A 12373-nucleotide genomic window follows, 5' to 3' on the forward strand; every position below is an offset into this window, starting at 1 on the left:
TGGAGAACACAGTGACTTCCACGCAACCGGTTCTGAAGGGCGTGCACCATACCGCCCGGCCTACCTGGAAACTTCGGGAAACCGTCGAGTTCTACCGCGACAAGCTCGGGCTGCCGCTCGTTCACGCGATTTCGGCGCGCGGCTGGGGGCCGGCAAACCATCCGGACTTCCTCCACTTTTTCTTCGAAAGCGGCAAGGGGAGCACCATCGCGTTCTTCTACTACATCGACACGGAGCAGCCGGATTACACGCGCGCCGTCGCCGACTATCGCTTCGAAGCGACGCATACCGCGTGGGCGGTCGACACGTACGAGGAATTGATCGAGTGGCGCGACCGGCTCGAGGCGCACGGCATTCCGCTGATCTACCAGATTCGCCACGAACTGATCGAGTCGATCTATTTCAGCGACCCGAACGGGTACTACCTCGAGATCACGCTGCAGCAGCGCCCGATGAACCTGCTTGACGCGGACGATGCGAAACGCACGCTCGACGCTGCGATGAAGGCTGAGGACGCGATGCTCGCGGGCACCGGCGAATTCAAGTCGATCGACCAGGTCTGGCGCGACAAGGCGCACGGGATCGGCGAATCGAACGGCGAGAACGACGGCACGGAAGCGGTGCTCTATGTGCTCGACGTGCCCGAGTTCGAACCGCTCGTCGAATCGAGCAAGAACAACCCGCGCTACCACGTCGACGGCCCGACCCACGGCTACTGGAAGATCTGCTCGCCCGATGCGATCGTGTTCGACCGCAAGGCACTGGGGTTCGTGCCGGCACTCTGGAACGCGTCGCTGACGGGCGGATTCGACGGGAACGTCAAGACCTTCGACCGCTATACGCTCGAAATCACGCCGCGGGGGCAGCAATGAAGATCGCGATCGTAGGGGGCGGCCCGTCCGGGCTTTATCTTGGGCTCCTGCTGAAACGAACGGCCCCCGACTGGCAGGTCGATGTGATCGAGCAGAACGTCGCCGACGCCACGTTCGGGTTCGGTGTCGTGCTCGCGGATACCGGCATGCTGCAGTTGCAGGAAGCCGACGAGCGCTCCTACCACGCGCTGTGCGATGCGATGCGCTACAACGATCGGCAAATCATCGTCCAGCGCGAGGAGCCGATCGAGATCAAGCTGAACGTGAAGGGCGGTGCCATTCCGCGCCTCGCGTTGCTGCAGGTCCTTCAGCGCGAAGCGGAAGAAGCGGGCGTTCGCATCCATTTCGGCCGCCGGATCGAGACGACCCTCGATCTCGCGACGTTCGGCCTTGACGATGCGGATGTCGTGGTGGGCGCGGACGGCATCAACTCGGTGGTGCGCCGGCAGTATCCGGATGCCTTCGGCACCACGCAGCGCTCGCTGAGCAACCACTTTGCGTGGTACGGCACGAAGCGCGTGTTCGAGGCGCCTGCACTGGTCTTCCGGACCTTCAATGGTGGCCATTTTGTTGCGCACTACTACGCGTATAGCGACGACATGAGCACGTTCGTCGCGGAGTGCGACGACGCAACGTGGCATCGTCTCCGCCTGGGCGAATTGACCGACGACGATCGCCAGCACCTGTTCGAGGAGATTTTCGCACCCGAGCTCGGCGGCTTGCCGCTGATCTCGAACAAATCCGTGTGGCGCCAGTTCCCGGTCATCCGCAACGAAAAGTGGGTCAGCGGCCGCCATGTGCTGATCGGCGACGCACTCGCGAGCGCGCATTTCTCGATCGGCTCGGGCACGCGCATCGCGATGACGGATGCGATCGCGCTGGCACGGGCGCTGCTCGAATGCGACGGCGATGCGGCACGCGGGCTCGCTGCGTTCGAGCAGGATCACAAGCCGCAGAAGAACAAGCTGATCGATGCGTCCGAACGTTCGTACATGTGGTACGAGGACGTCGCGACGTGGATGGACAACTACACGCCCGAGGAATTCGTCTACCAGTTCATGACGCGCACCGGGCGGATCGACGATGCGCGCCTGCGCAGCGAGTTTCCCGAACTCGTGCAGCGGCTGGCCGGCAGTGCGGGGGTCCTGTGAACGAAAGCTCCGAAATCGTGGTGGCCGACCTGCCGTTCACGGTGAGGCGCATCGCGCGCTGGTCCGACTGCGATCCGGCCGGCGTCGTGTTCACGGGCCGCTTCACCGACTACCTGCTCGGCGCCGTCATGCATTTCTATCGACGCATTGGCTACGGGGCCGGCGGGCAGGAAGGGCGCGAGAGCGGGGTCGGCTTGCCGTGCAAGCACATGAGCCTGACGTTTCACGCGTCGCTCTATCCCGAAGACGTCGTCGATATCCGTGTCGAAGTGGGCGAGATCCGCACGCGCACGTTCGACCTGGTTGCGCGCGCTTTTCTCGCTGACGGCCGCCTCGCGTTCGAAGGCAAGTTCACGCCGATTGCCATCCGCGAGGGCGTTCGGGAGAGCATCGAGATTCCGTCCACATTGCGTGCGGCGCTCGAACCGTATCTGACTTCCAAGGAACCCGCATGACCGTAAGAACCTATCGAATCGGCCAGATCGTCCCGAGTTCGAATACGACGATGGAAACCGAAATTCCCGCGATGCTGCGTGCGCGCGAAGGCATTCGCCCCGAGCGCTTCACGTTTCACAGCAGCCGGATGCGGATGCACAAGGTGACGCGCGAGGAACTCGAGGCGATGAACCGCGAAGGGCTGCGCTGCGCGGCGGAACTGGCCGATGCGCGGGTCGACGTGATGAGCACGGCCTGCCTGGTCGCGATCATGGCGATGGGCAACGGCTACCACCGCGAAGTCGAGCGCGAGCTGACGGCGGTGGCCCGCGAGAATCACTGCCAATCGCCCGTCATGACGTCGGCCGGCGCGTTGGTGGAAGGGCTGAAGATCATGGGCGCGAAGAAGATCTCGTTGCTGGCGCCGTATATGCGCCCGCTGTGCGATCGGGTTGTCGAGTACGTCGAGAACGAGGGCATCGAAGTGATCGATTCGCTCGCGTTCGAGATTCCGGACAACCTCGAGGTCGGCCTGCGCGACCCGGCACGCCTGGTCGACGACGTGAAGAAGCTGAACATCGCGAATGCCGATGTCGTCGTGCTGTCCGCCTGTGTCCAGATGCAGTCGCTGCCGTCGATCCAGATCGTCGAGGATGCCCTCGGTGTTCCGGTGACGTCCACCGCCATCTGCACGACACGACGGATGCTCGATCACCTGGGGCTCGAACCGGTCGTGCCGAATGCCGGTGCGCTGCTGAGCGGCGCTTATCGATAGACGAATCGCGTTCGAATCATCTGGACATAGCCCGCCGCATAGTACGGAATCCTATTTGCAGGAGTGGATGAAATGAGGGAAGCAGTCATCGTCTCGACGGCCAGAACGCCCATCGGTCGAGCCTATCGCGGCGCGTTCAACGCAACGAAGTCGCCGAGTCTCATGGGGCACGCGATTCGTCATGCGGTGGCGCGTGCCGGCGTCGAGCCGGGGCGAATCGAGGACGTCATTGTCGGCACGGTACTGGCGGCGGGCACCGCAGGGTCGAATATCGCGCGCAACGCGTTGTTCGCGGCCGGGCTTCCGCATACCGTTGCCGCGCAGTCGATCGATCGCCAGTGTGCATCGGGCCTGATGGCGATCGCAACCGGCGCGAAGCAGATCGTCGTGGACGGCATGGACGTCGTCGTGGCCGGCGGGCAGGAAAACATCTCCGCGATCCAGGATCGGTACTACGACTGGGTGTACGCGGAGAAAGACGCCGAAGTGCTGCGCCATGCGCCGCACGCCTATATGCCGATGCTCGAGACCGCGGAGTGCGTGTCGACGCGCTATGGCATTACGCGCGAGCAGCAGGATGCGTATGCGCTGGCATCGCAGCAACGGACGGCGGCGGCGCAGCGCGACGGCCTGTTCGACGACGAGATCGTCCCGATCACGGTCTCGACGCGGGTGACGGACAAGCAGACCGGTGCGATCGACGTGCGCGAGATCACGCTGTCGAAAGACGAAGGCAACCGTCCGGACACGACGTTACAGGGGCTTCAGTCGCTGAAGGCGGTGCTGGCCGGCGGCGCGGTGACGGCAGGCAACGCGAGCCAGCTGTCCGACGGCGCGAGCGCGTGCGTGCTGATGGATGCGCGCTCGGCCGAGCGTGCCGGGCTCGCCCCGCTAGGCATCTACCGAGGAATGGCCGTTGCCGGGACCGCACCGGAAGAGATGGGCATTGGCCCGGTCTACGCGATTCCGAAGCTGCTCAAGCAGCATGGCCTGACGATCGACGATATCGGCCTGTGGGAGCTGAACGAGGCGTTCGCGTGCCAGGTGCTCTATTGCCGGGACCGGCTCGGTATCGATCCGAACCGCTACAACGTCAACGGCGGAGCGATCGCGATCGGGCATCCGTACGGGATGACGGGTTCGCGGCTGGTCGGGCACGCGTTGCTCGAAGGGCGGCGCCGGCGGGTGAAGCATGTCGTGGTCGCGATGTGCGTCGGTGGCGGGATGGGGGCCGCCGCGTTGTTCGAGGTGTGTTGAACCGGCAGTGCAAACAAGCAGATCGCGTTCCGCCCCGGCGCGATTCACAAGGTATTCAAAGGAGACGTGAAATGGGATTCGTAGTAGGAGTCGATGTAGGCGGAACCTTCACCGATGGTGTAGCGGTCGACGACCGCGGCGTCATCGTGTCGGCCAAGACGCCTTCCACGCCGCCCGACTATTCGGCCGGTGTCTTCAACGTGCTGGGCCTGCTGGCCGAGCAATTCTCGATGTCGCGCGCCGAGTTTCTCCAGCACACGGATCACATCGCACACGGCACGACGTCGTCGCTGAATGCACTCGTGATGGGCAAGGTGCCGCCCGTCGGGTTCATCACGACGCGCGGGCACGGCGATTCGATCGCGATCATGAACGTCGAGGGGCGCTACCTCGGCCGCTCGTCGATGGAACTGCAGAACGTGCTCGGCCATGCCAAGCCCGCGCCGCTCGTCGCCAAGCGCCTGATCAAGGAAGTGACGCAGCGGATGGATCGCGAGGGGAACGTGCTGGTCGAGCTCGACGATCCGGAAGTGCGCGAAGCGGTGCGTGACTGCGTGGCACAAGGAGTGTCGGCGATCGCCGTGTCGCTGCTCTGATCGTTCCGGAATCCGTCGCACGAGCAGCGTGTGCGCGACATCATCCGGGAAGAAGCGCCGGATATCTACGTCGCGCTGTCGTCGGACGTGAGCCCGCGGATCCGCGAGTATGCACGCCACGCGACGACGATCATGAGCACGCAGATCGGCCCGGGCCTGCGCGATTACCTGACGAATCTCGAAGCGGGGCTGCGCAGCGAAGGGCTCGTCGGGCCGCTGCTCGTGATGCAGAGCTCGGGCGGGGCAATCACGGCGGCCGAAGCACCGGCCACCGCGATCACGACGGTCGGCTCGGTGCTGACCGGCGGCGTGGTCGGCGCGATGCAGCTCGCGGGCCAGCTCGGCCATCGCAACGTGATGGCAACCGACGTGGGCGGTACGACGTTCCTCGCGGGCCTGATCGTCGACGGCGAGCCGGTGCGCGCGGCGCAGACCATCATCAACCAGTCGCCGGTCAACGTGCCGACGCTGCGCGTCGAGGCGATCGGTTCCGGCGGCGGTGCGATTGCGTGGATCGACGCGGGCGGCAATCTGCGGGTCGGCCCGCTGAGCGCGCAGGCTGCGCCCGGGCCGGCATGCTACGGCGCCGGCGGCATGGAGCCGACGATCACCGATGCGAACCTCGTGCTGGGCATCCTGCCGTCGCGCGGGCTGCTGGGCGGCAAGCGCCCGCTGTCGATCGAACTGGCGCGCGATGCGATCCGGCGCCGGATCGCGGAGCCGCTCGGGCTGAGCGTCGAGGAAGCGGCCGCGGCGATTTACGCGGTGCAGAACGCGCAGACCGGCGACCTGCTCCGCAAGATCGCGGTGGAAGCCGGGCATGATCCGCGCGACTTCGTCGTCTACGCGTTCGGCGGTGCGGGGCCGGCTCACTGTGCGGCGTACACGTTCGCGGTCGGCGCGAGCGAAGTGCTGGTGCCGCTCGGTCCGGTTGCGTCGGCATTCTCCGCATTCGGGCTGGCGGCTTCGAAGGTCAACGTGATCCGCGAGCTGTCCGATCCCGCGGTCGCGCCGATCGATCCGGTGCGCGTCGCCGAGAATTTCAGGCGGCTCGAAGAGGAAGTCAGCACGGTGCTCGAGCGACAGGGCATCAAGTTCGTCGAGACCAAGCTCTATCGCGAGATCGACATGCGCTACGGCATGCAGATGGGCGAGGTGTCGACGCCGCTGGCGTCGGGCCCGATCACCGTCGAATCGCTGCAGGATGCCGTCGACAAGTTCGAGGAACTCTACGCGCAGCTGTTCGGCGCCGGTTCCGGCTTCCGCGATGCAGGCATTCAGGTCCTGACCTACCGGGTTCGCGGCGAAGGCATCCTGCCGATCTCGCCGGAACTCCCGGAGATCGAAGCCGCGAACGGCATGCCGGTCGAGCATGCGGTGATCGAACGGCGCCCGATCTGCCTCGATGCACACGACGGATTCGTCGATACCCCGGCCTACGACTACACGCTGCTGCGTGCCGGGCATGTGGTGGAGGGGCCGGCCGTGATCCAGGTGCCGACGACGACGGTCGTGGTCCCGAACGGGATGCGGGGCGTCATCGACCACCTGGGCAACCTGTCGATCAAGATGAACGCGGCGTGACCCGCGAATAGGAGAACTGTCATGCAATCCACGATTCCGGGTTCCGAAATTTTCGTCAGCCGGCCCGTTGCACCGGAGGTGCTGCTGCGGTCGCTGCCGCCGTCGCTGAAGGCGCACACCGTGTCGGACGATGTGATCGACGCGCTGCATCCGCTGACTTACGAGGTGATCCGCCATCGCCTCTGGTCGATCACCGACGAGATGGGCGAGACGCTGAAGCGCATGTCGGGCAGTCCGGTCGTCTCGGAAGCGAACGACTACGACTTCACGATCAACGACGAAGCGGGACAGGAGGTGCAGATCGGCCTCTACAACACGATGCTGGCCGGCGCGATCGATCTCGCGATCTACTGGACGCTGCAGAACCGGGCCGACAATCCGGGCATCCAGGACGGCGACATGTTCCTGTGCAACGACCCGTGGATCGGCGGCGGCTTGCACCAGAGCGACGTGCTGGTTTTTTCGCCGATCTTCCATGACGGCAAGCTGTTCGGCTGGACGAGCGCGATTTGCCACGAGCCGGATCTCGGCGGGGTGGCGCCCGGCTCGATGCCGATCGCCGCGCCCGACGTGTTTTCGGAATCGCTGCCGACGCCGCCGATCAAGATCGTCCGGAACTTCGAGCTGCAACGCGACGTGGCCGACATGTGGGTGCGTCGCTCGCGCGTGCCGCAACTCATCGGCCTCGATCTGCGCGCGAAGATCGGTGCGAATCTGGTCGGGCGCAAGCGCATCCTCGCGCTGATCGAGCAGTACGGCCCCGACACGGTCAAGGCGGTGATGAAGCGGATGATGAACGACGCGGAGCGACGTCTGCGCGACAAGCTTCGCAACGCGCCGGACGGGACGTGGCAGGCGACGAGCTACATGGATCAGTCCGAGGCCGGCGACCGGCGTCCGCACAAGCTGACGCTGTCGATGACGAAGCGCGACGATCACCTGACGTTCGATTTCACCGGCACCGCACCGCAGGCCGGCGTCATCAACTGCACGTATGCAGGGTCGCGCGGCGGCGTGATGCTCGCGCTGCTGCCGACGCTGGCCGGCAATATTCCGTGGGCGGCCGGCGGCCTGATGCGCTGCTTCGACATCGTCACGCCGGAAGGGACGATGAACAACGCGACGTTCCCCGCGGCGATCAACAAGGCGCCGATCGCGACCGCGTGGGCGATCGGCAACCTGGCCGCGCAGTGCCTGTCGCAGATGCTCGACTGCACGGTCGACATGAAGGCGAACGTGCAGGCGACCTGTTGCGGCACCTGGAACACGGCGGTGCTCGCCGGTGTCGACCAGCGTGGCAAGCACCATGCGCCGTTCGTCGATGTCGTGATGGAGTCGATGGCCGGCGGCTACGGCGCGCGTCCGGCTGCAGACGGCATCGATACGGGCGGTCTGTTCTGCATCCCGATGGGCAAGCTGCCCGACGTCGAAATGACCGAGTTGCTGTATCCGCTGGTCGTGCTCTGGCGTCGCGAGGAACCGGACTCGGGCGGCCCGGGCCGGCATCGCGGCGGCGTCAGCGCGTCGGTCGCGATCACGCCGTACGGCTCGTCGTTGCCGATGGCGATGGTGCTCTCGAGCTCGGGGATGGCGACTGCGCAGAACCAGGGGCTCGCCGGCGGCCATCCAGGCAATACCGGGCACAACGTCGTGGTGCGCGACGTGCCGCTCGAAGCCATGTTTGCAAAGGGCGAGGTGCCGACCGACCTGTTCGCGCTCGGCGGCGAGCTGACGACTGCACAGTGCATGACGGCAGGCGAGCTGAAGCAAGGCGACGTCCTGTATCTGCATTGCCAGGGTGGTGGCGGCTACGGCGACCCGATTCGCCGCGAGGCGCAGGCGGTCGCGACCGACCTGCGCAACGGCAAGATCGGCGCTGGTGCGGCCGAACTCGTCTACGGCGTGATCGTCGACGCGGCGGGTCAGGTCGACGTCGGCGGAACGGAGCACCGGCGCGCGGCGATTCTCGGCGAGCGCCAGAAATATGCGGAGCCGGCGCCGAAGCAGCTGACGGGCCGTTTCGATCCGGAGAAGGCGCGCGCGATCGACGACAACCTCGGCCTTGCGGCGGTGGCGGGCGGATCGGTGGTGGTCTGCCGGCACTGCGGGCATCAACTGAGCGATCACGACAAGCAGCTGTCGCTGGCGTGCCGCGATTCCGATCCGGTCTCCGGCAGCTCGAACGTGCGTGTCGATCCGTCGTATTACGTCGATTCGGAGGTCGTGTTCCGCGAACACTTCTGCCCGAGCTGCTGGACGACGGTGCACTCCGGCCTGGTACCGAAGGATCACGTCGACGTGATCAGCGGGATGACCACGCTCGGTGCGGCGGATACGGCGTCGGCATAGGTGCTACAGGGCGTCGCGCGGCCTGCCGGCAGGCGGCGGCCGCGCGACGCGACTCTTTCGGGTAACGAGGCAAAGTAAATGAAACTCAAGGACAAGGTGGCGATCATCACGGGCGCCGCGGCGGGGATCGGGCAGGCAACGGCCAGGACGTTCGCGAGCGAAGGGGCGATCGTCGTGTTGTGCGACCGTTCCGCAGACGCGGTGCGACACGAGGCGCGGCACCTGAGCGAGCGCGGCCATTCGGCGGTCGCGCATACGCTCGACGTGACCGACCGGGCCGGCATCGACGCGGTGATCGCGAACGTGAAGGCGCAATTCGGCCGGATCGACATTCTCGTCAACAACGCGGGCATCACGCAGGATGCGCGGCTCGTGAACATGAGCGAGGAACAGTTCGACAAGGTCATCGACGTCAACCTGAAGGGCGTGTTCAACTGCACGCAGGCGGTCGTCGACACGATGATCGAGCAGAAGCGCGGCGTGGTGCTCAACGCGTCGAGCGTCGTCGGCATCTACGGGAATTTCGGCCAGACGAACTACGCGGCCAGCAAATTCGGCGTGATCGGCTTCACCAAGACGTGGGCCAGGGAGCTCGGTCCCAAGGGCATTCGCGTCAATGCGGTGTGCCCGGGTTTCATCGAGACGGACATCCTCAAGACGATGCCGGACAAGGTGCTCGACGGGTTTCGGGACGCATGCTGGCAGCGGCGGCTGGGTACGCCGAGCGAGATTGCGAGCGTCTACGCGTTCCTCGCGTCGGACGAAGCCAGTTTCGTGAACGGGACGGCGATCGAGGTGTCGGGCGGGTTGTCGGTGTAGGAGCAAGCGCGGGGCGGGCGTTGTTGTTTTGAGCGGGATTGAAACGACCGATGACAACGTCGGGGCAAGCTCGCTGCCTTTGTCCCTACGGGAGGTGATGCTCAAGCTTCTGGATGAAGCGAGGGAAGCCGCGGCGGATGAGCGTTGGGCGGAGGTCGTTAATCGATACGCTCGTCTATATGCCGCGGCATCGCGGACAATTCGCTATATGGCAAAGTCTGGCAGCCGGTTTGCCACTCAGGTTGGTGCCCCCGGTAAGCCGTCCGGCATATTGCTGCCGTGGTCCGTCAGATCGTTCGTGCGAGCAATACCTTCGTGTAGCGGCTACGCCGTCCGGTGCATCTTCACCAGTTCCAAGGTTTCACACGCTCGGAGAATCGTGTCTTTCGCGAATGGTGACAGCGGATGTTCGTTTAGCCACCCAATCCACTCGATCACGGCATCACACTCGATGTCTGTCAGTTTGGGCCAGCGCTGCAGAAAATAGTCGTCCCAGTATTCCGCAACCGGCGACCTGTCCAGCGACCCGATCAAACTCTCGACGACTGTCAGTGCAACCTGATTGTCCTCGACCGAAACGCGCATGATGCCGGGTAAAAAGTAGCAGAACGCTTCGGGCGTGAATCTGTAGATAGCATCCGCGTACGTTGTCCAGTCGTGAGCAGACGTCTCATCCCAGAACAGGTTTGAGAAGTGCAATGCATCGCTGTAGTCATTCGTGTTGGATGAGACGGCTGGAACGACTGAGGTCGGCCTTACGCGTTCGGAGAAGGCTGCTCTCAGATGTCTCATGAACAGGTGTCCGTCATCAGCTGTTTGCATTTTCCCGCCTTTGCCGCTGGTTGAGTGCAGTGTCGAGCATTTCTCCGATGATCTCAGCCTTGCTTTCGCCGTATCAGTGCACGAACCCAGCCTGCGATCGCAACAAACGTCAGGCCAGGGGAGATCGTCAGTGCAACCAGTAGATCGAAGACTTGGGAAAGCTCGGCCTCGACGCTCCCGAAAATCCAGCGACTGATAGCCCGGGTCACGGCGTACCAGATAGCCGCGCCACCTACTGAATACAACCCGATCAAAAGCCAGAGCTTGTTTGTCGATTCAACCTTGCGCCAAATGAAAATCGCACACACAGCCCAGGCCGCGTAGATTGGAACCCATAGCGGTCGAGGGATTTCAGCGGGCGGGACGAACATCGACAGGACCGCCACGAGGACTGCTAGAACAATCAAACCTGTGATGTCCGGGAGGTATCGAATCCTTTGCACGGTGATCACGTATATCAGCCTCTCATTCCTTGAATGCAGAATTGCGACCTACACAAGCGTGCTGAATCGGAAGCGATCCGAGACCCAACCGACGATTAGCATACACGTCTGCGATAGCGCCTGGATGGAGATGTCGGATTGCGGATTCCGCACCTAGATGATTCGGTTCCATGATCCGCATTCCGCTTTCTCGGGCTCGACGAGTGCCCAGATCGAGCGGCAGAAGGTGCAGCGACAGTACATGACCGAACCTGCCGAATCGGGGCCTTCGGAAGAAAAATGAGGCTGGGGAATTTCGGAGAGGAGGTTGTTTGCAACGGCCACGTCGCGACGATAGGCGTATTGCTGATACTCCTGATGCGATGCGAACGCTTTGGGCTCGCCGACACCGAGACAGTGCATGCAGGCCGGAAGCAGGCGCGCGATCGCCCCGTTGCTTTGCGCTTCACTCCCTCGCCTGAGTTTCAGCCATTCGCCGCGGGGGATTTGTGCGTCCACACGCGTTCTTTCACCGTCAAGCCATGCGCGTAACCGATGCAGGTCGATCTCTCGTTCGCGATAGCGGCGGAGCATGGTCTGAATATCGTGGTCCATTGCGGTCGTGTACCTGATTGTCGATCTCAGAACCCTTATCCCGTCAGTCGTGCCGCCTCACACCCCATCACGCACCGCCATCGCAAGCGGCATCATCGCCGCCCCGATAGCGGCGAGCAGCCGCTCCTTCGATACCCCGTCGCGGGCTTGAACGGAAATGCCGTGCAACTGCGTCGCATAGAAATCGGCCAGCGCCTTGATGTCGGTGCCCCGCGCGAGTTGCCCCTGTTCGGCGGCGCGCTGCAGGCGCTCGACGATCGACTGCGTGCGTGCGCGCCGATGGGCGGCCAGCCATTCCATCACCCTTTCGTTTTCGGCCGAGTAGTTGGTGGCGGCGGACACCACCATGCAGCCGTGCGGCTGGCCGCGTCGGGTATAGGCGGCGACCGCATCGCGCAGCATCCGCTCGACAGCCGCGCGGACATCGGTTTCCTCGGCGAACGCGCGATCGGCGAAGCCGCCTTCGCCTTGCTCGTAGAGCGCCACGGCCTCCTGGAACAGCGCTTCCTTGCTGCCGAAGGCGGCATAGATGCGCGCTGACGCGATGCCCATCGCTTCGACCAGGTCGGACATCGACGTGCCTTCGTAGCCGTGTCGCCAGAACGCCAGCATCGCGCGTTTCAGCGCCATGTCGCGATCAAATTCTCTCGGTCGTCCCGCCATATCCCTTTCGTCC

13 protein-coding genes are annotated in these 12373 nt (G+C 64.2%); 9 read left to right on the forward strand and 4 right to left on the reverse strand.

From position 1 onward, the window contains the following. Nucleotides 1–11 precede the first annotated feature (11 nt). The 9 genes from G3O00_RS03660 to fabG all read left to right on the forward strand — a co-directional run bounded on the left by G3O00_RS03660 (nt 12) and on the right by fabG (nt 9838). The gene (locus G3O00_RS03660) at nt 12–872 is read left to right on the forward strand and encodes a VOC family protein (protein ID WP_011356691.1); all 861 of its coding nucleotides are present in this window, start codon (nt 12–14) and stop codon (nt 870–872) included. Continuing rightward, nucleotides 869–2023, forward strand: coding sequence for an FAD-dependent monooxygenase (locus G3O00_RS03665; RefSeq protein ID WP_206142091.1), 1155 nt, complete (start codon nt 869–871; stop codon nt 2021–2023). The genes G3O00_RS03660 and G3O00_RS03665 overlap by 4 nt, the downstream gene beginning before the upstream one ends. Further along, on the forward strand, nt 2020–2478 hold the full coding sequence (locus G3O00_RS03670) for an acyl-CoA thioesterase (RefSeq protein ID WP_206142092.1): 459 nt from the start codon (nt 2020–2022) through the stop codon (nt 2476–2478). Before G3O00_RS03665 ends, G3O00_RS03670 begins: the two co-directional genes overlap by 4 nt. Continuing rightward, nucleotides 2475–3233: an Asp/Glu racemase gene (locus tag G3O00_RS03675; RefSeq protein WP_277399243.1), complete on the forward strand. Its 759-nt coding sequence runs from the start codon at nt 2475–2477 to the stop codon at nt 3231–3233. The genes G3O00_RS03670 and G3O00_RS03675 overlap by 4 nt, the downstream gene beginning before the upstream one ends. A gap of 72 nt (nt 3234–3305) precedes the next feature. Then, nucleotides 3306–4490 (forward strand): acetyl-CoA C-acyltransferase, encoded by a 1185-nt coding sequence (locus G3O00_RS03680; protein ID WP_206142093.1) that lies wholly within the window; start codon nt 3306–3308, stop codon nt 4488–4490. Nucleotides 4491–4561: 71 nt separating this feature from the next. Next, nucleotides 4562–5086 carry a hydantoinase/oxoprolinase N-terminal domain-containing protein gene (locus G3O00_RS03685; protein WP_206142094.1) on the forward strand — a complete coding sequence of 175 codons (525 nt, stop codon included), beginning with the start codon at nt 4562–4564 and terminating at the stop codon, nt 5084–5086. A 30-nt stretch (nt 5087–5116) separates the two neighbouring features. Continuing rightward, a complete protein-coding gene (locus G3O00_RS03690) occupies nt 5117–6670 on the forward strand; it encodes a hydantoinase/oxoprolinase family protein (RefSeq protein WP_206142095.1) in 1554 nt (517 codons plus the stop codon). A 21-nt stretch (nt 6671–6691) separates the two neighbouring features. Further along, the gene (locus G3O00_RS03695; protein ID WP_206142096.1) at nt 6692–9019 is read left to right on the forward strand and encodes a hydantoinase B/oxoprolinase family protein; all 2328 of its coding nucleotides are present in this window, start codon (nt 6692–6694) and stop codon (nt 9017–9019) included. 78 nt (nt 9020–9097) lie between these two features. Then, entirely contained in the window at nt 9098–9838 is a 741-nt protein-coding gene (gene fabG / locus G3O00_RS03700) for a 3-oxoacyl-ACP reductase FabG (protein ID WP_206142097.1), read from the forward strand. Nucleotides 9839–10162: 324 nt separating this feature from the next. On the opposite strand, the gene G3O00_RS03705 is transcribed toward fabG, so the two are convergent. The 4 genes from G3O00_RS03705 to G3O00_RS03720 all read right to left on the reverse strand — a co-directional run bounded on the left by G3O00_RS03705 (nt 10163) and on the right by G3O00_RS03720 (nt 12360). Continuing rightward, a complete protein-coding gene (locus tag G3O00_RS03705) occupies nt 10163–10660 on the reverse strand; it encodes a hypothetical protein (RefSeq protein ID WP_206142098.1) in 498 nt (165 codons plus the stop codon). Nucleotides 10661–10713: 53 nt separating this feature from the next. After that, on the reverse strand, nt 10714–11112 hold the full coding sequence (locus G3O00_RS03710) for a hypothetical protein (RefSeq protein WP_206142099.1): 399 nt from the start codon (nt 11110–11112) through the stop codon (nt 10714–10716). A gap of 144 nt (nt 11113–11256) precedes the next feature. Continuing rightward, nucleotides 11257–11697: a hypothetical protein gene (locus G3O00_RS03715; protein WP_206142100.1), complete on the reverse strand. Its 441-nt coding sequence runs from the start codon at nt 11695–11697 to the stop codon at nt 11257–11259. Between the two features lie 57 nt (nt 11698–11754). After that, the gene (locus G3O00_RS03720; RefSeq protein WP_206142128.1) at nt 11755–12360 is read right to left on the reverse strand and encodes a TetR/AcrR family transcriptional regulator; all 606 of its coding nucleotides are present in this window, start codon (nt 12358–12360) and stop codon (nt 11755–11757) included. Between the last annotated feature and the right edge of the window lie 13 nt (nt 12361–12373).

It is taken from the genome of Burkholderia sp. Ac-20384, from assembly GCF_017104605.1.
In the GTDB taxonomy this organism is placed as follows: domain Bacteria; phylum Pseudomonadota; class Gammaproteobacteria; order Burkholderiales; family Burkholderiaceae; genus Burkholderia; species Burkholderia lata.